Origin of the sequence: Labrenzia sp. THAF191a (assembly GCF_009363335.1) — a bacterium.
GTDB classification, from domain to species: domain Bacteria; phylum Pseudomonadota; class Alphaproteobacteria; order Rhizobiales; family Stappiaceae; genus Roseibium; species Roseibium algicola.
The window spans coordinates 4,007,263-4,025,514 of sequence record NZ_CP045333.1 but is presented as its reverse complement, the minus strand read 5'-3'; the positions used below and the strand labels follow the sequence as shown (position 1 = coordinate 4,025,514).

25 protein-coding genes are annotated in these 18,252 nt (G+C 58.6%); all 25 read right to left on the bottom strand.

Annotated features, from left to right (window positions below; genetic code table 11):
• Positions 1-5 precede the first annotated feature (5 nt).
• The 25 genes from rpsE to rpoC all read right to left on the bottom strand — a co-directional run bounded on the left by rpsE (position 6) and on the right by rpoC (position 18,248).
• Positions 6-572, bottom strand: coding sequence for a 30S ribosomal protein S5 (rpsE, locus tag FIV05_RS18570; protein WP_006936434.1), 567 nt, complete (start codon positions 570-572; stop codon positions 6-8).
• 41 nt (positions 573-613) lie between these two features.
• On the bottom strand, positions 614-976 hold the full coding sequence (gene rplR, locus FIV05_RS18565; RefSeq protein ID WP_022998248.1) for a 50S ribosomal protein L18: 363 nt from the start codon (positions 974-976) through the stop codon (positions 614-616).
• Positions 977-988: 12 nt separating this feature from the next.
• Positions 989-1,522 carry a 50S ribosomal protein L6 gene (gene rplF / locus FIV05_RS18560; protein ID WP_022998247.1) on the bottom strand — a complete coding sequence of 178 codons (534 nt, stop codon included), beginning with the start codon at positions 1,520-1,522 and terminating at the stop codon, positions 989-991.
• Positions 1,523-1,562: 40 nt separating this feature from the next.
• Complete coding sequence (gene rpsH, locus FIV05_RS18555) at positions 1,563-1,961, bottom strand: 30S ribosomal protein S8 (protein ID WP_006936438.1); 399 nt, start codon at positions 1,959-1,961, stop codon at positions 1,563-1,565.
• Positions 1,962-1,973: 12 nt separating this feature from the next.
• Positions 1,974-2,279, bottom strand: a complete 306-nt coding sequence (gene rpsN, locus FIV05_RS18550) for a 30S ribosomal protein S14 (protein ID WP_006936439.1) — start codon at positions 2,277-2,279, stop codon at positions 1,974-1,976.
• 21 nt (positions 2,280-2,300) lie between these two features.
• The gene (gene rplE, locus FIV05_RS18545; RefSeq protein WP_022998246.1) at positions 2,301-2,858 is read right to left on the bottom strand and encodes a 50S ribosomal protein L5; all 558 of its coding nucleotides are present in this window, start codon (positions 2,856-2,858) and stop codon (positions 2,301-2,303) included.
• Entirely contained in the window at positions 2,851-3,168 is a 318-nt protein-coding gene (gene rplX, locus FIV05_RS18540) for a 50S ribosomal protein L24 (protein ID WP_006936441.1), read from the bottom strand. The genes rplE and rplX overlap by 8 nt, the downstream gene beginning before the upstream one ends.
• Positions 3,168-3,536, bottom strand: coding sequence for a 50S ribosomal protein L14 (rplN, locus tag FIV05_RS18535; RefSeq protein ID WP_006936443.1), 369 nt, complete (start codon positions 3,534-3,536; stop codon positions 3,168-3,170). Before rplN ends, rplX begins: the two co-directional genes overlap by 1 nt.
• 69 nt (positions 3,537-3,605) lie before the next feature.
• Positions 3,606-3,836 (bottom strand): 30S ribosomal protein S17, encoded by a 231-nt coding sequence (rpsQ, locus tag FIV05_RS18530; RefSeq protein ID WP_022998245.1) that lies wholly within the window; start codon positions 3,834-3,836, stop codon positions 3,606-3,608.
• Positions 3,837-3,846: 10 nt separating this feature from the next.
• Positions 3,847-4,047, bottom strand: a complete 201-nt coding sequence (rpmC, locus tag FIV05_RS18525) for a 50S ribosomal protein L29 (RefSeq protein WP_006936445.1) — start codon at positions 4,045-4,047, stop codon at positions 3,847-3,849.
• A gap of 21 nt (positions 4,048-4,068) precedes the next feature.
• Positions 4,069-4,482, bottom strand: a complete 414-nt coding sequence (gene rplP, locus FIV05_RS18520; RefSeq protein ID WP_022998244.1) for a 50S ribosomal protein L16 — start codon at positions 4,480-4,482, stop codon at positions 4,069-4,071.
• Between the two features lie 47 nt (positions 4,483-4,529).
• Positions 4,530-5,258, bottom strand: coding sequence for a 30S ribosomal protein S3 (rpsC, locus tag FIV05_RS18515; RefSeq protein ID WP_006936448.1), 729 nt, complete (start codon positions 5,256-5,258; stop codon positions 4,530-4,532).
• Entirely contained in the window at positions 5,258-5,638 is a 381-nt protein-coding gene (rplV, locus tag FIV05_RS18510) for a 50S ribosomal protein L22 (RefSeq protein WP_006936449.1), read from the bottom strand. Before rplV ends, rpsC begins: the two co-directional genes overlap by 1 nt.
• A gap of 2 nt (positions 5,639-5,640) precedes the next feature.
• Positions 5,641-5,919, bottom strand: a complete 279-nt coding sequence (gene rpsS, locus FIV05_RS18505) for a 30S ribosomal protein S19 (RefSeq protein ID WP_022998243.1) — start codon at positions 5,917-5,919, stop codon at positions 5,641-5,643.
• Positions 5,920-5,931: 12 nt separating this feature from the next.
• The gene (gene rplB / locus FIV05_RS18500) at positions 5,932-6,762 is read right to left on the bottom strand and encodes a 50S ribosomal protein L2 (protein ID WP_055654715.1); all 831 of its coding nucleotides are present in this window, start codon (positions 6,760-6,762) and stop codon (positions 5,932-5,934) included.
• A gap of 18 nt (positions 6,763-6,780) precedes the next feature.
• The gene (locus FIV05_RS18495) at positions 6,781-7,074 is read right to left on the bottom strand and encodes a 50S ribosomal protein L23 (protein ID WP_006936452.1); all 294 of its coding nucleotides are present in this window, start codon (positions 7,072-7,074) and stop codon (positions 6,781-6,783) included.
• Positions 7,071-7,691, bottom strand: coding sequence for a 50S ribosomal protein L4 (rplD, locus tag FIV05_RS18490; protein WP_022998241.1), 621 nt, complete (start codon positions 7,689-7,691; stop codon positions 7,071-7,073). The genes FIV05_RS18495 and rplD overlap by 4 nt, the downstream gene beginning before the upstream one ends.
• Positions 7,691-8,401 carry a 50S ribosomal protein L3 gene (gene rplC, locus FIV05_RS18485; RefSeq protein WP_031268311.1) on the bottom strand — a complete coding sequence of 237 codons (711 nt, stop codon included), beginning with the start codon at positions 8,399-8,401 and terminating at the stop codon, positions 7,691-7,693. The genes rplD and rplC overlap by 1 nt, the downstream gene beginning before the upstream one ends.
• Before the next feature lie 23 nt (positions 8,402-8,424).
• On the bottom strand, positions 8,425-8,733 hold the full coding sequence (gene rpsJ / locus FIV05_RS18480) for a 30S ribosomal protein S10 (RefSeq protein ID WP_006936455.1): 309 nt from the start codon (positions 8,731-8,733) through the stop codon (positions 8,425-8,427).
• Positions 8,734-8,806: 73 nt separating this feature from the next.
• Positions 8,807-9,997: an elongation factor Tu gene (gene tuf / locus FIV05_RS18475; RefSeq protein ID WP_006936456.1), complete on the bottom strand. Its 1,191-nt coding sequence runs from the start codon at positions 9,995-9,997 to the stop codon at positions 8,807-8,809.
• Positions 9,998-10,044: 47 nt separating this feature from the next.
• Positions 10,045-12,120: an elongation factor G gene (gene fusA, locus FIV05_RS18470; RefSeq protein ID WP_023001589.1), complete on the bottom strand. Its 2,076-nt coding sequence runs from the start codon at positions 12,118-12,120 to the stop codon at positions 10,045-10,047.
• Between the two features lie 25 nt (positions 12,121-12,145).
• Positions 12,146-12,616, bottom strand: a complete 471-nt coding sequence (gene rpsG / locus FIV05_RS18465) for a 30S ribosomal protein S7 (RefSeq protein WP_023001588.1) — start codon at positions 12,614-12,616, stop codon at positions 12,146-12,148.
• 12 nt (positions 12,617-12,628) lie between these two features.
• Positions 12,629-13,000 carry a 30S ribosomal protein S12 gene (rpsL, locus tag FIV05_RS18460; RefSeq protein ID WP_006936459.1) on the bottom strand — a complete coding sequence of 124 codons (372 nt, stop codon included), beginning with the start codon at positions 12,998-13,000 and terminating at the stop codon, positions 12,629-12,631.
• Positions 13,001-13,676: 676 nt separating this feature from the next.
• Positions 13,677-13,970: a hypothetical protein gene (locus FIV05_RS18455; RefSeq protein WP_023001587.1), complete on the bottom strand. Its 294-nt coding sequence runs from the start codon at positions 13,968-13,970 to the stop codon at positions 13,677-13,679.
• 78 nt (positions 13,971-14,048) lie between these two features.
• On the bottom strand, positions 14,049-18,248 hold the full coding sequence (gene rpoC, locus FIV05_RS18450) for a DNA-directed RNA polymerase subunit beta' (RefSeq protein WP_023001586.1): 4,200 nt from the start codon (positions 18,246-18,248) through the stop codon (positions 14,049-14,051).
• Between the last annotated feature and the right edge of the window lie 4 nt (positions 18,249-18,252).

Sequence of the window (18,252 nt, the reverse complement as noted above, 5' to 3'; positions counted from 1 at the left end):
TAAGGTCAAGCCTCAGCGGCAGCCGAAGCCGCCTCATCGTTGTTGTCACGACGGCGGGACTGCAGCACAGAGACCTTCAGGCCACGGCGGGCAGCGACGGAACGCGGGCTGTCTTCCTTGGTCAGCGCAGCAAAAGTTGCACGCACCATGTTGTAGGGGTTGGAAGTCCCCAGAGACTTGGCCACAACGTCCTGGACGCCGAGCGTTTCGAAAACGGCACGCATCGGGCCGCCTGCGATGATACCGGTACCGGCCGGAGCTGCACGAAGCAGAACCTTGCCAGCGCCGTGACGGCCTTCCACATCGTGGTGGAGGGTCCGGCCTTCGCGAAGCGGTACACGGATCATCGTGCGCTTTGCTGCTTCAGTTGCCTTACGGATGGCTTCCGGCACTTCACGCGCCTTGCCATGACCGAAGCCGACGCGGCCCTTCTGGTCACCAACCACAACGAGTGCTGCGAAGCCGAAACGACGGCCACCCTTGACCACTTTCGCAACGCGGTTGATGTGAACGAGCTTGTCGACGAATTCGCTGTCTCGCTCGTCGCGATCGCGATTTTCTTGTCTCGCCATATTATACGTCTTCCGTTCTTAAGAGCGCCAACGGGCGCTGGTCAGAATTCAAGTCCACCTTCACGGGCTGCATCAGCAAGCGCTTTTACGCGCCCATGATACTGGTACCCGCCACGGTCGAACACGACCTGCTTTACGCCAGCGGCAGCAGCACGCTCGGCGACAAGCTTGCCAACGGCTGCGGCTGCAGCGACGTCGGCGCCCGTTTTCAGGCTGCTCTTGAGATCTGTTTCGATCGTTGAAGCAGAGACAATCGTATGTCCCTTCGCATCGTCGATGATCTGGGCGTAGATCTGCTTCGACGAGCGGAAGACAGAAAGGCGCGGACGACCGTTCGCGGCTTTCTGAATCGAACGGCGCACGCGATCGCGGCGGCGCTCGAAAGCTTGTTTGCTGTTCGCCATGATCTGGGTCCGTTACTTCTTCTTGCCTTCTTTGCGGACGATGAACTCGCCTGCATAACGAACGCCTTTGCCCTTGTAGGGCTCCGGCGGGCGGAATTCACGAATTTCAGCAGCAACCTGACCGACGCGCTGTTTGTCGGTACCGGTGATGTTGATTTCCGTGGGTTTCGGGCACACGATATCGATACCATCCGGGATCGGATAGACAACGTCATGAGAGAAACCGAGCGCCAGCTGAAGGTTCTTGCCCTGGACCTGAGCGCGATAACCGACACCGGTGATGGCGAGGTCTTTCTTGAAGCCCTCGGTTACGCCAGTGATCAGGTTCGCGACCATGGTACGGCTCATGCCCCACATGGAGCGAGCCGGCTTGGAGCTGTTGCACGGATCGATTTTGATCCCATCATCCGTCATTTCGGCCAGAACAAGATCATTGAGCACGAAAGACTTTTCGCCTTTCGGGCCCTTGATCGTAACCGTCTGACCGTCGATCGATGCCGTTACCCCGCTTGGCACGGGGACTGGCTTTTTGCCAATACGAGACATATGACCAACCTTGTCGTTGTTTTAAAATGAGGATGCCGCATCAGAAGACGCGGCAAAGAACCTCACCACCTACGTTTTCGTCCCGCGCCTGATGGTCGCTCATGACACCACGCGGAGTCGAAATGATCGACACGCCCAGGCCATTAGAGACATGCGGGATGTTTTTCACCGACGAGTACACGCGGCGGCCCGGCTTGGACACACGTTCAATCGTGCGGATAACCGGTTCACCGTCGAAATACTTCAGTTCGATTTCCAACTCGGACTTACCGCCCTCGTATTCAACCGTGGTGTAGCCACGGATGTACCCCTCTTTTGCGAGCACATCAAGTACATGTGCGCGCAATTTGGAATTTGGTGAACTGACCTTGTTCTTGCGACGCATCTGCGCGTTGCGAATGCGGGTCAGCATATCCCCCAACGGATCAGAAATTGCCATCGGAGTTTCTCCTTACCAGCTCGACTTGACCAGGCCCGGGATCTTACCCAGGGAGCCCAGTTCACGAAGCGCAATACGCGACATCTTCAGCTTGCGGTAAAAACCGCGCGGACGGCCGGACACTTCGCAACGGTTGCGAACGCGGTTCGGCGCGGAGTTCCGCGGCAATTTTGCCAGCTTCAGGCGTGCGTTGTACCGCTCTTCCAGGGACAGGCTTTCATCTTTAGCCAGTGCCTTCAGGGCAGCGCGCTTCTCAGCGTATTTCTTTACAAGCTTCTCGCGGCGCTTGTTCTTCTCGATTGCGCTTTTCTTCGCCATCGTCGATCCCTTCCTTGCCCGTTACTTCGTGAACGGGAAGTTGAACGCGCGCAGAAGCTCGCGTGCTTCGTCGTCATTCGGCGCCGTGGTGCAGATGATCACGTCCATGCCCCAGATCTGGTCGACCTTGTCGTATTCGATTTCCGGGAACACGATGTGTTCTTTGATGCCCATGGCGTAGTTGCCGCGACCGTCGAAGCTCTTCGGGTTCAGACCACGGAAGTCACGAACGCGCGGCAGCGCGATGGTGATCAGACGGTCCAGGAATTCGAACATCTGCTGGCGGCGCAGTGTAACCTTTGCACCAAGCGGCATGCCTTCGCGAACCTTGAAGGTTGCGATCGACTTTTTCGCCTTGGTGATCACCGGCTTCTGACCGGCAATCAGTGCCAGGTCGTCAGCTGCGATACGCGCCTTCTTGGAATCGCTGACCGCTTCGCCGACACCGACGTTGAGGACAATCTTTTCCAGCTGCGGAACCTGCATGACGTTCTTGTACTGGAACTTCTCCAGAAGCTGCTTGCGCACAACTTCGTCATAATGCGTCTTGAGACGCGGCACGTTAGTGGTCTCAGCCATCGATCAGGTCTCCCGAACGCTTGGCCACACGGACCTTGGTGCCATCGTCCTGCACTTTGAAGCCGACGCGGGTCGCCTTGCCGTCCTTCGGATCGGCCAGTGCAACGTTGGAAAGGTGAATCGGGGCTTCCTTGGCCACGATGCCTGCTTCCTGCGTCTGGGTCTGCTTCTGGTGGCGGCGAACCATGTTGATGCCGCGGACCAGGGCCTTGTTGTCAGCCGGCAGCATCTGGATGACTTCGCCGGACTTACCCTTGTCACGGCCGGTCAGCACAACCACCGTGTCGCCTTTTTTAATTTTCGCAGCCATCAGAGCACCTCCGGCGCGAGCGAAATGATTTTCATATGGTTCTTTGCACGGAGTTCACGCGGTACCGGTCCGAAGATACGGGTGCCGATCGGCTCCTTGTTGTTGTTGACCAGCACGGCCGCATTGCGGTCGAACCGGATCACGCTGCCATCGGGACGGCGGATATCCTTTGCCGTGCGCACGACGACAGCCTTCATCACGTCGCCCTTCTTAACGCGGCCCCGCGGAATTGCCTCTTTCACGGAGACGACGATGATGTCGCCTACCTGGGCATATTTACGCTTGGAGCCGCCGAGCACTTTGATGCACATGACACGACGAGCGCCGGAATTATCCGCGACGTCGAGGTTTGTTTGCATCTGAATCATGACTGGCTGCCTTGTTCTTCTGATGGCGCTCGGGTCACGGGCGCCTGATGCTCACTGAATGGAGCGCGGTCACTGAGCGACCACGGTCCAACGTTTGTTTTTAGAGATCGGCGCGCATTCTTCGATCTGAACAATGTCGCCAACCTTGTACTGGTTGGTTTCGTCGTGTGCGCGGTACTTCTTGGTCCGGCGCACAGTCTTCTTCAGCAGCGGGTGCGTGAAGCGGCGCTCCACATTCACCGTCACCGTCTTGTCATTGGCGTCGCTGACAACGGTGCCCTGCAGGATACGCTTCGGCATGGCCGTCTCCTTACGCGTTCGCCGACACGCGCTTTTCGCGCATGATCGTCTGGATACGCGCGATATCACGGCGGATCTGCCGGACACGCGCAGTGTTTTCAAGCTGACCCGTAGCCCGCTGGAAGCGCAGGTTGAACTGCTCTTTCTTCAGGCCTTCAAGCTCACTGCGGAGCTCGTCGAGGGTCTTAGCCCGTACATCGGTAGCCTTCATGGCTCTAACTCCTCGCCTGCCCTACTCGCCGATACGCTGAACGAAGCGGCACTTGATCGGCAGTTTGGCTGCAGCAAGACGCATGGCTTCACGCGCAATGTCTTCCGGCACACCGTCGATTTCGAACATGATCCGGCCTGGCTTGACACGGCAAGCCCAGTAATCCGGAGAACCCTTACCTTTACCCATGCGGACTTCAGCAGGTTTCGAGGAAACCGGGACGTCCGGGAAGATGCGGATCCAAACACGACCCGCACGCTTCATGTGGCGGGTCATAGCACGGCGGGCCGCTTCGATCTGACGTGCCGTAACACGCTCCGGCTCAATCGCCTTCAGACCGAATGCGCCGAAGTTGAGGTCAGTGCCTCCCTTCGACAAGCCGTGGATGCGGCCCTTGTGCTGCTTGCGGAACTTTGTGCGCTTCGGTTGCAGCATCGTTCTTCTCTCGTCTTTCTTAAGTTACGAGCGGCAGGCAGCTTGAATTAAGCTGCGCGCTCGCGGCCCCGATCCCGGCGTCCGCCGCGATCACCCTGGTTGCCTTCGGAAGCAGCGGTCGCACGGCGCTCAGACGCCATCGGATCGTGTTCCAGAATTTCACCCTTGAAGATCCAGACCTTCACACCGCACACACCGTAAGCCGTGTGAGCGCTTGCAACACCGTAGTCGATGTCTGCACGCAGCGTGTGAAGCGGGACGCGGCCTTCGCGGTACCATTCGATACGCGCAATTTCCGCACCGCCGAGACGGCCACCGCAGTTGATACGGATGCCCTGTGCACCGAGACGCATGGCGGACTGAACGGCCCGCTTCATGGCGCGACGGAAAGCAACGCGGCGTTCCAGCTGCTGGGCAATCGACTGGGCGACCAGGGTCGCGTCGATTTCCGGCTTGCGCACTTCAACGATGTTGAGATGCACTTCGGAATTGGTGATGTCGGCGATCTTCTTGCGAAGACGCTCGATATCGGCACCCTTTTTACCGATGACCACACCCGGACGACCGGAGTGAATGGACACACGGCACTTCTTGTGCGGGCGTTCGATAACAACCTTGGATACGGCAGCCTGCTTCAGTTCCTTCAGCAGGAGCTCACGGATGCGGAAATCTTCGTGCAGAAGATCGCCGTATTCGTTCTTGTTCGCGTACCAGCGGCTGTCCCAGGTGCGGTTGATCCCGAGGCGCATGCCGATCGGGTTTGTCTTATGTCCCATCAGGCAGTCTCCTCAACTTCGCGCACGACGATGGTCAGGTTCGAGAACGGCTTCTCGATCCGGCCAACGCGGCCGCGTGCACGGGCCTGGAACCGCTTGATCACAAATGCCTTGCCGACATGTGCTTCAGCAACCACCAGGTTGTCGATGTCCAGGTCATGGTTGTTTTCCGCGTTGGCAATGGCCGACATCAAGGTCTTCTTGACGTCCTGCGCAATGCGCTTGCGGGAGAATGTCAGGTCCGCAATCGCGGAACCGACTTTTTTGCCACGGATCGAAGCCGCAACGAGGTTCAGCTTGCGCGGGGAAACGCGCAGCATGCGGGTCATTGCCCGGGCCTCATTGTCAGCGAGCGTCCGCTCACGCTTCGGCTTGCCCATCGTTACTTCCTCTTCGCCTTCTTGTCGGCGCCGTGTCCATAATAGGTCCGGCTCGGCGAGAACTCACCGAACTTGTGACCGATCATTTCCTCAGACACCAGCACCGGAACGTGCTTTTGACCGTTGTAGACGCCGAAGGTCAAACCGACGAACTGCGGCAGGATGGTAGAGCGGCGGCTCCAGGTCTTGATGACCTCGTTCCGGCCGGACTCACGGACCTTGTCCGCTTTCTTCAGCAGATACCCGTCGACAAACGGACCTTTCCAGATCGAACGTGCCACGATCCTTGCCCTTTACTTCTTCGCGTGACGGCTGCGGACGATAAACTTATCAGTCTGCTTATTGCGCCGCGTACGCTTACCTTTGGTCGGTTTACCCCAAGGAGTAACCGGATGACGACCGCCGGAGGTCCTGCCTTCACCACCACCGTGCGGGTGGTCGATCGGGTTCATGGCAACACCGCGAGTATGCGGACGAATGCCAAGCCAGCGGGAACGGCCTGCTTTACCCAGGTTAACGTTGGCGTGGTCCGGGTTGGACACGGCGCCAATGGAAGCCATGCAGGTTCCGAGCACACGGCGCTGCTCGCCAGACATAAGGCGCAGCGTAGTGTAGCCCTGGTCGCGGCCGACGATCTGAACGAACGCGCCTGCCGAACGAGCGATCTGGGCGCCTTTGCCCGGCTTCAGCTCGACATTGTGCACGATCGTGCCAACCGGAATGCGAGCCAGCGGCGCGGCATTGCCCGGTTTCACGTCGACGGATTCACCGGCGATGACGGTATCGCCAGCAGCCAGGCGCTGCGGCGCCAGGATGTAGCTCAGTTCACCGTCTTCGTAACGGATGAGTGCAATGAATGCGGTCCGGTTCGGATCGTATTCAAGGCGCTCGACCGTTGCCGGAACGTCCCATTTACGGCGCTTGAAGTCGACAAGACGGTAAGACCGCTTGTGACCGCCACCGCGGTTCGGAGACGTCAGGCGGCCGGCGTTGTTGCGGCCACCGGACTTGGACAGGCCTTCGGTCAGGGTCTTGACCGGCTTGCCTTTCCACAGACCAGAGCGATCAACTTGAACCAGCTGACGGCGGCCTGGGGACGTCGGGTTGAATGTCTTAAGTGCCATTTTTCTTAAGTCCCCGTCTTAGAGCCCGGTGGTCACGTCGATTGCGTGACCTTCCTGCAGCGTAACGACGGCCTTCTTGTAGTCGGACTGACGGCCGATGCGACCGCGGAAGCGCTTGACCTTGCCCTTGCGGACCAGGGTGTTCACTGCCGTGACCTTCACACCGAACAGCGCTTCGACTGCGGCCTTGATTTCCGGCTTCGTTGCATCGTTAGCAACTTTGAAGACAACCTTGTTCTCTTCGGAAGCCATCGTCGACTTTTCGGTGATTACCGGGCCGACGATTTTGTCGTAGTGAGGAAGTTTGCTCATTTAAAGCGCTCCTCAAGTGCGGACACCGCAGCCTTGGTCAACACCAGGGTGTTGGCACGCAGGATGTCGTAAACGTTGATGCCCTGAACCGGCAGCACATCCAGATGCGGAATGTTGCGGGATGCCAGAGCAAAGTTTGCATCGACCTCGGCGCCGTCAATGATCAGGGCGCTGGTCAGGCCGAGCTTGGTCAGCTGTGCCTTGAGTGCCTTGGTCTTTGCTTCGGCTGCCTTCGCGTCTTCGACAACAACGATGCTGTCTGTCTTGGCTTTCGCAGACAGGGCATGCTTCAGGCCGAGGGCGCGAACCTTCTTCGGCAGGTCATGGCTGTGATCGCGAACGATCGGGCCGAATGCCTTACCACCACCGCGGAACTGCGGGGCCTTCTTGTTGCCGTGACGTGCGCCGCCGGAGCCTTTCTGGCGAACGAATTTCTTCGTCGTACCAGAAACTTCCGAACGGCCCAGCGACTTGTGGGTGCCTGCCTGGCGCTTGGCCAGCTGCCAACGCACCACACGGTGGATCAAATCGGTGCGCGGCTCGAGACCGAAGATCTCGTCAGACACCGTGATCGAACCGGCCGCCCCACCTTCGAGGGTCTTGACCTGGAGTTCCATCACTCACTCTCCTTCCCGGCGGCCGCAGTCGCTTCGGTTGCTTTGAAAGCACCCGGAACCGGAACGTTTTCCGGCAGCGCCTTTTTGATCGCGTCGCGGACCAGGATCCAGCCGCCCTTGGCGCCCGGAACAGAGCCCTCGACCATGATCAGGCCACGCTCAACATCAGTGCGCACAACCTTCAGGTTCTGCGTGGTCACGCGGGCATCACCCATGTGACCGGCCATTTTCTTGCCCTTGAACACGCGGCCCGGGTCCTGACACTGACCGGTAGAACCGTGCGAACGGTGCGAGATCGAGTTACCGTGCGATGCACGGCCACCACCGAAGTTGTGACGCTTCATGGCACCGGCAAAACCCTTACCGATAGAAGTGCCGGTCACGTCGACAAACTGGCCTTCGACGTAGTGGTCAGCGGTCAGTTCCGCGCCAACGTCGATCAGGTTTTCCGCAGAAACGCGGAATTCGGCCACGGTCCGCTTCGGCTCGACCTTTGCAACAGCAAAGTGGCCACGCAGTGCCTTCGGCGTATTCTTTACTTTACGGGTACCTGCACCGAGCTGCAGCGCAGTGTAACCATTTTTTTCGTCAGTGCGGTGGGCAACCACCTGGCAATTTTCCAGCCGCAGAACGGTGACCGGAACATGCTCGCCTGCATCGTTATAGATGCGGGTCATGCCCACTTTCTGAGCGATCACTCCAGAACGCATGGATGTGTCCCCTTCGACCCGGCTTAGAGCTTGATCTCGACGTCGACACCAGCGGCGAGGTCGAGCTTCATGAGCGCGTCCACCGTCTGGGGCGTCGGATCAACGATATCGAGAAGGCGCTTATGCGTACGCATCTCGAACTGATCGCGGCTTTTCTTATCGATATGCGGCCCGCGAAGCACCGTGTACTTCTCGATCCGCGTCGGCAGCGGCACGGGACCCCGTACCTGAGCACCGGTCCGCTTGGCCGTATTGACGATCTCCTTGGTGGAGGCGTCGAGAATACGGTGGTCAAACGCCTTCAGGCGGATCCGGATATTCTGACCGTTCATTGTTGTTGTTCCCAATAAGACTGCGGGCCTGCCCGCGTTTCACTTGAAAGTCACCGGCAGGCCCGGCTGTCGATTATTCGATGATGGATGCGACGACGCCAGCGCCGACGGTACGGCCACCTTCGCGGATAGCGAAGCGCAGGCCTTCTTCCATGGCGATCGGCACGATCAGCTCAACCTCGACGGAGACGTTGTCGCCCGGCATCACCATTTCCGTGCCTTCCGGCAGGGACACCACACCGGTCACGTCCGTCGTACGGAAGTAGAACTGCGGGCGGTAGTTGGTGAAGAACGGGGTGTGACGACCACCTTCTTCCTTGGTGAGGATGTAAGCCTCGGCCTTGAACTTCGTGTGCGGGGTAACGGTACCCGGCTTGCAAAGAACCTGGCCACGCTCAACGTCTTCACGTGCGATACCGCGGATCAGCGCGCCGATGTTGTCGCCTGCTTCGCCGCTGTCCAGCAGCTTGCGGAACATTTCAACGCCGGTGACAGTGGTCTTCTGCGTGTCCTTGATGCCGACGATTTCGACTTCTTCGCCAACCTTCACGATGCCGCGCTCGACACGACCGGTCACAACCGTACCACGGCCGGAGATCGAGAAGACGTCTTCGATCGGCATCAGGAACGGAAGGTCCTTCGGACGCTCCGGGGTCGGGATGTACGCGTCGACCTGAGCCATCAGCTCACGGATCGCATCGCGGCCAATGGCCGGATCGCGGTTTTCAACGGCTGCCAGCGCAGAACCCTTGACGATCGGAATGTCGTCGCCCGGGAATTCGTAGGAAGACAGCAGTTCGCGGATTTCCATTTCGACGAGCTCGAGGAGCTCTTCGTCGTCGACCTGGTCAACCTTGTTCATGAACACGACCAGAGCCGGAACACCAACCTGGCGAGCCAGGAGGATGTGTTCGCGGGTCTGCGGCATCGGGCCGTCAGCGGCAGAACAGACCAGGATCGCGCCGTCCATCTGCGCTGCACCGGTGATCATGTTCTTGACGTAGTCGGCGTGACCAGGGCAGTCGACGTGTGCGTAGTGACGGTTTTCCGTCTCATACTCAACGTGGGCCGTGGAGATGGTGATGCCGCGAGCCTTTTCTTCAGGCGCGCCGTCGATTTCGTCGTAAGCTTTTGCAGTCGCACCGCCGGTTTCAGCCAGCGTCATGGTGATTGCTGCGGTCAGCGTCGTCTTGCCGTGGTCAACGTGGCCAATCGTGCCAATGTTAACGTGCGGCTTGTTGCGCTCAAATTTTTCTTTCGCCATCGGATTACTCCGTTTCTCTAGTTCTTCTTGACGTTAAGAGGATGGGCTCAGGCGTATTTCGCCTGAACCTCTTCGGCGACAGCCTGCGGCACCTGCTCGTAGTGATCGAACACCATCGAGTACTGTGCGCGGCCCTGAGACATGGAACGCAGGTTGTTCACGTAGCCAAACATGTTGGCCAGCGGGACCATTGCGGTGATGACAGTAACGACGCCCCGGTTCTCCGTGCCGGCGATCTGGCCGCGGCGGGAGTTCAGGTCACCAATCACGTCACCCATGTAGTCTTCCGGTGTAACAACCTCGACCTTCATGATCGGCTCGAGCAGTTTCGGGCCGGCCTTGGCAATACCTTCGCGGAAACCGGCACGGCCGGCGATTTCGAAGGCGAGAACCGAGGAGTCAACGTCGTGGTAGGCACCATCGATCAGGGTTGCCTTGATATCGAGCATCGGGAAGCCTGCCAGCGGACCGGAAGACATGACGCTTTCGATACCTTTGGTAACGCCCGGGATGTATTCCTTCGGAATGGACCCGCCGACGATCTTGCTTTCGAAGACGTAGCCTTCGTTCGGCTCGGCCGGCTCGATGACAAGCTTGACGCGAGCGAACTGACCGGAACCACCAGACTGCTTCTTGTGGGTGTAATCCACTTCAGAAACCTTGGTGATGGTTTCGCGGTAAGCCACCTGCGGCGCACCGATGTTGGCTTCGACCTTGAACTCGCGCTTCATGCGGTCGACGATGATGTCCAGGTGCAGCTCGCCCATGCCGGCGATGATGGTCTGACCGGATTCTTCGTCGGTTTTGACGCGGAAGGACGGATCTTCGGCAGCCAGGCGGTTGAGCGCGAGGCCCATCTTTTCCTGGTCGCCCTTGGTCTTCGGCTCGACAGCGATCTCGATGACCGGCTCCGGAAATTCCATGCGCTCCAGGATCACCGGCTTCAGCGGATCACACAGGGTGTCGCCAGTCGTGGTGTCCTTCAGACCAGCGATAGCAACGATATCGCCTGCATAGGCTACATCGATGTCTTCGCGGGAGTTGGAGTGCATCTGCATCATCCGGCCGACGCGCTCACGCTTGTCTTTCACGGTGTTCAGCAGGGACACGCCCTTGTTCAGAACGCCGGAATAGATGCGGCAGAACGTCAGGGAACCAACGAACGGGTCGTTAGCGATCTTGAACGCCAGCAGGCCGAGCGGCTCTTCGTCGGAAGACTTGCGAACGATTTCGCTTTCGGTCTTCGGGTCGATACCCTTGATGTCCGGAACTTCAACCGGGCTCGGCAGGTAGTCGACAACTGCGTCGAGAAGCGGCTGAACGCCCTTGTTCTTGAACGCGGAACCGCAGAAGACCGGAACGAATTCGGTGCTGATCGTACCCTTGCGGATAAGCTTCTTGAGCGTCTCGATGGAGGGCTCTTCGCCTTCCAGATAAGCTTCCATGACAGCTTCGTCGACTTCGACAACAGTCTCGATCAGAGCATCGCGAGCTTCCTGAGCGCGATCAACGAGATCGGCCGGAATGTCGACAACGTCCCAGGCAGCGCCAAGGTTTTCGGACTGCCAGATCAGAGCCTTCATTTCCAGAAGGTCGATACAGCCAGCGAATTCGCTTTCAGCGCCAACCGGAAGCTGCATGACCAGCGGAGTTGCGCCGAGGCGTTCCTTGATCATCTTGACGCAGCGATCGAAATCGGCGCCCAGCTTGTCCATCTTGTTGACGAAGATCATCCGCGGGACATGATACTTGTCGGCCTGACGCCAAACAGTTTCAGTCTGCGGCTCAACGCCAGCGTTTGCATCCAGAAGGGCGACGGCACCGTCGAGCACGCGCAGGGAACGTTCAACTTCAATGGTGAAGTCAACGTGGCCCGGGGTGTCGATGATGTTCAGGCGCTTTTCTTTCCAGAAAGCGGTGGTTGCAGCAGAGGTGATCGTGATGCCACGCTCCTGCTCCTGCTCCATCCAGTCCATGGTGGCTGCGCCGTCATGAACTTCGCCGATCTTGTGGCTCTTACCAGTGTAGAAGAGGATCCGCTCAGTCGTAGTGGTCTTTCCAGCATCGATGTGAGCCATGATGCCGAAGTTGCGGTAGTCCTCGATTTTATGCGTGCGCGCCATTGCGTCAGCCCTTCGAAGTCACAAATTACCAGCGATAGTGCGAGAATGCGCGGTTGGCGTCTGCCATCCGGTGCGTGTCTTCGCGCTTCTTGACTGCGGTACCACGGTTGTTTGCTGCGTCGAGCAGCTCGCCGGAAAGACGGTCAACCATCGTGGTTTCGTTACGATTGCGAGCCGCAGTGATCAGCCAGCGAATAGCCAGCGCCTGACGGCGGTCGGTACGAACCTCGACCGGGACCTGGTAGGTCGCACCACCAACACGGCGGGAGCGAACTTCAACTTGCGGCATAACGTTTTCAAGAGCAGCGTGGAACACTTCGATCGGGTTCTCGCGGGTCTTGTTTTCGACGACGTCGAAAGCACCGTAAACGATGCGCTCGGCAGTCGACTTCTTACCGTCGTACATGATGGAGTTCATGAACTTCGTTACGACGATATCCCCGAACTTCGGATCCGGGTTAATTTCGCGTTTTTCAGCGCGGTGACGACGGGACATCTGATGTGCTCCTTACTTCGGCCGCTTCGCGCCGTACTTCGAACGGCGCTGCTTACGATCCTTGACGCCCTGGGTATCGAGCACACCACGAATGATGTGGTAGCGCACACCCGGCAAGTCCTTTACGCGACCGCCGCGGATCATAACCACCGAGTGTTCCTGAAGGTTGTGACCTTCACCCGGGATGTAGCCAATGACTTCGAAGCCGTTGGTCAGGCGGATTTTGGCCACCTTACGCAGAGCCGAGTTCGGCTTCTTCGGCGTCGTCGTGTAAACGCGGGTGCAAACACCACGCTTCTGGGGGCAGGCCTCCATGGCCGGCACCTTGTTCCGCTTCGGCGGATCTTTCCGCGGCTTGCGGATCAACTGGTTGATGGTCGGCATTCTTTGCCCTTTACCTTGTCCATCCAAAAATTCGTATGCAACTGCAGTCCCCCGCTGACCTTGACCCCTCCCCGGTTTGAGCCGTGAAGACATGCAAAATCGCGCCCGCGCGCTCAATGAAGAGCGGCCGGCGCTGCGAAAAACCAGAGGACCACGAGTTACCCCGCGGTCATGCAATCGACGCGTATTCGCCTATATAACCCGGCAGCGTTTAAGAGGACTGGGTCCTGCGCCTTGGTGGCGCTGGACGGGTTCGCACTTACCGCCTGCCCTTGGGATGCGCGGAAACTACTCATATGCACCCATTGCGTCAAGTGCTTTGTCGAAAAAACAGCGTTTGTGCGGGTTACTGTTTCGCCATCTGAATTTCCGACACGATTTCCGCAACTTACCAGCGCCAAACGGTAGTTTTCAGCACCTTTTCGGTAATTTTATTGCGCTGGCAGATTCCGCATTCCGGCAGAATTCTGAATCAACTCTAACCGGAATGACTCAAATCAGGTCAGATCTGTGGGTTTTGCCAGGTCAGCGGGCAACACAGGCCCTTGATTCATGGGACCGATTCCAGACGGACCCGCCATAAGCGCATTCCGGATTCGCCGGCCATAGCCCCTCATCCACCGATATGCGTCTGACGCACGGCAGGTATTTGCGGGCGAGGGATCTTTCAGCCTCCTCAGGCCGTGAAAGTCACGATCGCAACGTTCCCGGCAAGCGCATCCTGGTAGGCACCTTCGTAAACCGGATCATCCGGTTCGCCATCCATCACGCCGATCTGGTCGAGCTCGGCTTCCGCAAAGCCCTGAGCCGAGAGAGATTCAAGTGTCTTGCGAACCGCATCGTCGTCATCCGGTGCTGTCAGCAGCGCGTGAATGGTGATGGCGTCATCCGGCGAAGCGTCTTCATTTTCCCAAACCCTGCCAATGACGATGTAGACCACCGGGTCCAGTTCAAGTTCATTGTCGTTCATATCATCAGGCCTCTTTTGCCTCATTATACAAGAAAGGCCGCCCGAGGGCGGCCTTTCGACAGTTCGACGGGAAACCGATTACTCGGCTGCACCGGTCATATCTTCCAGAAGGCCTTCCGCTGCACTGTCCGAAGACTGCTGACGTTGAGCTTCCTGGATCAGGTCGTCGCGATGCGTCGCGATCTGACGGATCCGCTTCATCACCCCACCGGTACCGGCCGGGATCAGGCGGCCGACGATGACGTTCTCCTTGAGGCCGACCAACGGGTCGGTCTTGCCGTTGACTGCCGCATCGGTAAGGACGCGGGTCGTCTCCTGGAAGGAGGCGGCGGAGAAGAACGAGCGCGTTTGCAGCGACGCCTTGGTGATGCCGAGCAGAACCGGCGTCCCCTTGGCAGGATCGCGTGCATTGTCGATCGCCCGGCGGTTGGCTTCCTCGAAGTCGATCTTGTCGATCTGTTCGCCGGAGAAGAACTCCGTATCGCCCGGATCGGTGATCTCGACCTTCTGCAGCATCTGGCGGACAATCACTTCAATGTGCTTGTCGTTGATGGTCACGCCCTGCAGGCGGTAGACTTCCTGGATCTCGTTGACGAGGTAAGCCGCAAGGGCCTCCACGCCTTTAACCGCCAGGATGTCGTGCGGAGCCGGGTTGCCGTCGAGGATGTACTCACCCTTTTCAATGGCATCGCCTTCCTGAAGATGGAAGTGCTTGCCTTTCGGGATGAGGTATTCGACGGGCTCGACACCTTCTTCCGCCGGCTCGATGATGACGCGACGCTTGTTCTTGTAATCGCGACCGAAGCGGATCGTACCATCGATTTCGGCGATGATCGCATGATCCTTCGGACGGCGAGCCTCGAACAGTTCCGCAACACGCGGCAGACCACCGGTGATGTCCTTGGTCTTGGCGCTTTCCAGCGGGATACGGGCCAGAACGTCACCAGCCTTGACCGAAGCTCCCGGCTGAACGGACAGAACCGCGTCAACGGAAAGCATCAGACGGGCATCGGAGCCACGATCGGTCTTGGAAATGCTGCCTTTTTCGTCCTTGACGACGATAGCCGGCTTCAGATCCTGACCACGCTGCGAAGAACGCCAGTCAATGACGACACGCTTGGTGATGCCGGTCGCTTCGTCGGCCGTTTCCTGAACGGACGCACCATCGACCAGATCCTCGAAGTCCACGATACCATCGACTTCAGCAAGCATCGGACGGGTATACGGATCCCACTCGGCAATCCGCTGACCGCGCTTGACCGCATCGCCTTCATCGACATGCAGCTTGGAACCGTAGGCCACACGATGCACGGCACGCTCGTTGCCGTCGCTGTCGATGACAACGATGGACATGTTGCGAACCATGGCAATCAGGTTGCCGTCGCTGTCGCGATTGACCGAACGGTTCCGGATCTTGACCGTGCCGTCGACGTTGGACTCGATGAACGAGCTGTCGACAACCTGTGCGGTACCACCAATGTGGAAGGTACGCATGGTCAGCTGCGTGCCAGGCTCACCGATCGACTGTGCGGCGATGACGCCGACAGCTTCACCCATGTTCACGGGCGTACCGCGAGCAAGGTCACGACCATAGCAGGTCGCGCAGACGCCGGTTTCGGTTTCACAGGTAAGAACCGAGCGGATCTTGATCTGCTGAACCTTGGCAGCCTCGATGGCATCAACATCCTTCTCGTCGATCAGCGTGCCCTTGGGGACAAGCAGTTCGCCGGTCTGGTTGTTGTAGACATCTTCCGCAGTCGTACGGCCCAGAACGCGCATGCCGAGCGAAGCGATGACGTTACCGGCATCGACGATCGGAGCAACGGTGATGCCGCGCGTGGATCCGCAATCCGGTTCCAGGATGATGGAATCCTGGGCGACGTCCACCAGACGGCGGGTCAGGTAACCGGAGTTTGCGGTCTTCAGAGCGGTATCGGCCAGACCCTTACGGGCACCGTGGGTGGAGTTGAAGTACTCCAGAACCGACAGGCCTTCCTTGAAGTTCGAGATGATCGGGTTCTCGATGATGGAACCGTCCGGCTTGGCCATAAGGCCGCGCATGCCGGCCAGCTGCTTCATCTGCTGGGGCGAACCACGAGCACCGGAGTGCGACATCATGTAGACCGAGTTCATCGGCTTCTGACGACCGGTTTCCTCATCGATCTGGACCGCCTTGATGCGGGCCATCATCTCGTCAGCAATCTTGTCGGTACATTTCGCCCAGGCGTCGACAACCTTGTTGTACTTCTCGCCCTGTGTGATCAGACCGTCGTTGTACTGCTGCTCGTATTCGGTCGCGAGCGACGAGGTTTCGGCCACCAGCTTGTGCTTGGTGTCCGGGATGACCATGTCGTCCATGCCGAAGGAGATGCCGGCGTTACAGGCGTTCTTGAAGCCAAGCTGCATGATCCGGTCACAGAAGATAACCGTCTCCTTCTGACCGCAGGCACGGTAAACCGTGTCGATCATCTTGGAGATGTCCTTCTTGGTCATCAGCTTGTTGCAGACCTCGAACGGCACTTCGTGGTGCTTCGGCAGAAGCTCCGCGATGAGCATGCGGCCCGGAGTGGTCTCGATGATTTCGGAAGTCGGATTGCCTTCCGCATCGATGGACCGATACCGGCCCTTCACCTTGGTGTGCAGCGTGATGACCTTGTTGGCCAGCGCATGGTGGATCTCACCAGTGTTGCCGAAGACCATGCCTTCGCCCGGCTCACCTTCTGCCATGATGGACAGATAGTAGAGACCCAGAACGATATCCTGCGAGGGAACGATGATCGGGCCACCGTTTGCCGGATGCAGAATGTTGTTGGTCGACATCATCAGCGTACGCGCTTCGAGCTGGGCTTCCAGCGAAAGCGGCACGTGAACAGCCATCTGGTCACCGTCGAAGTCGGCGTTGAAGGCCGAGCAGACGAGCGGATGCAGCTGGATGGCCTTGCCTTCGATCAAGGTCGGTTCGAAAGCCTGGATACCAAGACGGTGCAGCGTCGGCGCGCGGTTCAGGAGAACAGGGTGCTCACGGATGACTTCGTCGAGGATATCCCAGACTTCCGGACGTTCCTTTTCAACCAGCTTCTTGGCCTGCTTGACGGTCGAGGAGAAACCCTTGGCGTCGAGGCGCGAATAGATGAACGGCTTGAACAGCTCAAGCGCCATCTTCTTCGGCAGACCGCACTGGTGCAGCTTCAGTTCCGGACCCACGGTAATAACCGAACGGCCAGAATAGTCGACGCGCTTGCCGAGCAGGTTCTGACGGAACCGGCCCTGCTTGCCCTTCAGCATGTCGGACAGCGACTTCAGCGGACGCTTGTTGGCGCCAGTGATGACGCGACCGCGGCGGCCGTTGTCGAACAGGGCGTCAACGGACTCCTGAAGCATGCGCTTTTCGTTCCGGATGATGATATCCGGAGCACGCAGTTCCATCAGGCGGCGCAGACGGTTGTTACGGTTGATCACGCGGCGGTAGAGATCGTTCAGATCGGACGTCGCGAAACGGCCACCGTCAAGCGGTACCAGCGGGCGCAGATCCGGCGGGATAACCGGAACCACGGTCATGATCATCCACTCCGGGCGGTTGCCCGATTCCATGAATGCTTCGATGACCTTCAGGCGCTTGGCAAGCTTCTTCGGCTTCAGTTCGGTGGTCGCCTCGGCGATTTCCTGACGCAGCTTCTCGCTCTCGCGTTCCAGATCCATGCTCATCAGGATCTCGCGGATCGCCTCGGCACCGATCATGGCGGTGAAGGCATCTTCGCCATACTCGTCCTGAGCGGCGATGAAGTCTTCTTCCGACAGAAGCTGGTGCTGCTTGAGCGGGGTCAGGCCCGGCTCGAGAACAACGTAGTTCTCGAAATACAGAACGCGTTCCAGGTCCTTCAGCGTCATGTCGAGCAGAAGGCCGATACGGCTCGGCAGGGACTTCAGGAACCAGATGTGCGCAACAGGCGCAGCCAGTTCGATGTGGCCCATGCGCTCACGGCGAACCCGCGACAGGGTGACTTCAACGCCACACTTTTCGCAGATGACGCCCTTGTATTTCATGCGCTTGTATTTGCCGCAAAGACATTCGTAGTCCTTGATCGGGCCAAAGATACGCGCGCAGAACAGACCGTCGCGCTCAGGCTTGAACGTACGGTAGTTGATGGTCTCCGGCTTTTTGATTTCGCCGAAAGACCAGGACAAGATCTTTTCCGGGCTCGCAAGCGAAATCCGGATATTGTCGAAGGTCTGTGCGGGAGCCTGCTGATTGAACAGGTTCATGACCTCATGATTCATGATC

Excerpts from the sequence above, each read along its gene's own strand:
- rpsE (WP_006936434.1), bottom strand. The coding sequence starts at position 572 with ATGGCGAGACAAGAAAATCGCGATCGCGACGAGCGAGACAGCGAATTC.
- rplR (WP_022998248.1), bottom strand. The coding sequence starts at position 976 with ATGGCGAACAGCAAACAAGCTTTCGAGCGCCGCCGCGATCGCGTGCGC.
- rplF (WP_022998247.1), bottom strand. The coding sequence starts at position 1,522 with ATGTCTCGTATTGGCAAAAAGCCAGTCCCCGTGCCAAGCGGGGTAACG.
- rpsH (WP_006936438.1), bottom strand. The coding sequence starts at position 1,961 with ATGGCAATTTCTGATCCGTTGGGGGATATGCTGACCCGCATTCGCAAC.
- rpsN (WP_006936439.1), bottom strand. The coding sequence starts at position 2,279 with ATGGCGAAGAAAAGCGCAATCGAGAAGAACAAGCGCCGCGAGAAGCTT.
- rplE (WP_022998246.1), bottom strand. The coding sequence starts at position 2,858 with ATGGCTGAGACCACTAACGTGCCGCGTCTCAAGACGCATTATGACGAA.
- rplX (WP_006936441.1), bottom strand. The coding sequence starts at position 3,168 with ATGGCTGCGAAAATTAAAAAAGGCGACACGGTGGTTGTGCTGACCGGC.
- rplN (WP_006936443.1), bottom strand. The coding sequence starts at position 3,536 with ATGATTCAGATGCAAACAAACCTCGACGTCGCGGATAATTCCGGCGCT.
- rpsQ (WP_022998245.1), bottom strand. The coding sequence starts at position 3,836 with ATGCCGAAGCGTATCCTGCAGGGCACCGTTGTCAGCGACGCCAATGAC.
- rpmC (WP_006936445.1), bottom strand. The coding sequence starts at position 4,047 with ATGAAGGCTACCGATGTACGGGCTAAGACCCTCGACGAGCTCCGCAGT.
- rplP (WP_022998244.1), bottom strand. The coding sequence starts at position 4,482 with ATGCTGCAACCGAAGCGCACAAAGTTCCGCAAGCAGCACAAGGGCCGC.
- rpsC (WP_006936448.1), bottom strand. The coding sequence starts at position 5,258 with ATGGGACATAAGACAAACCCGATCGGCATGCGCCTCGGGATCAACCGC.
- rplV (WP_006936449.1), bottom strand. The coding sequence starts at position 5,638 with ATGGGCAAGCCGAAGCGTGAGCGGACGCTCGCTGACAATGAGGCCCGG.
- rplB (WP_055654715.1), bottom strand. The coding sequence starts at position 6,762 with ATGGCACTTAAGACATTCAACCCGACGTCCCCAGGCCGCCGTCAGCTG.
- FIV05_RS18495 (WP_006936452.1), bottom strand. The coding sequence starts at position 7,074 with ATGAGCAAACTTCCTCACTACGACAAAATCGTCGGCCCGGTAATCACC.
- rplD (WP_022998241.1), bottom strand. The coding sequence starts at position 7,691 with ATGGAACTCCAGGTCAAGACCCTCGAAGGTGGGGCGGCCGGTTCGATC.
- rplC (WP_031268311.1), bottom strand. The coding sequence starts at position 8,401 with ATGCGTTCTGGAGTGATCGCTCAGAAAGTGGGCATGACCCGCATCTAT.
- rpsJ (WP_006936455.1), bottom strand. The coding sequence starts at position 8,733 with ATGAACGGTCAGAATATCCGGATCCGCCTGAAGGCGTTTGACCACCGT.
- tuf (WP_006936456.1), bottom strand. The coding sequence starts at position 9,997 with ATGGCGAAAGAAAAATTTGAGCGCAACAAGCCGCACGTTAACATTGGC.
- fusA (WP_023001589.1), bottom strand. The coding sequence starts at position 12,120 with ATGGCGCGCACGCATAAAATCGAGGACTACCGCAACTTCGGCATCATG.
- rpsG (WP_023001588.1), bottom strand. The coding sequence starts at position 12,616 with ATGTCCCGTCGTCACCGCGCTGAAAAACGCGAAATTAACCCGGATCCG.
- rpsL (WP_006936459.1), bottom strand. The coding sequence starts at position 13,000 with ATGCCGACCATCAACCAGTTGATCCGCAAGCCGCGGAAAGATCCGCCG.
- FIV05_RS18455 (WP_023001587.1), bottom strand. The coding sequence starts at position 13,970 with ATGAACGACAATGAACTTGAACTGGACCCGGTGGTCTACATCGTCATT.
- rpoC (WP_023001586.1), bottom strand. The coding sequence starts at position 18,248 with ATGAATCATGAGGTCATGAACCTGTTCAATCAGCAGGCTCCCGCACAG.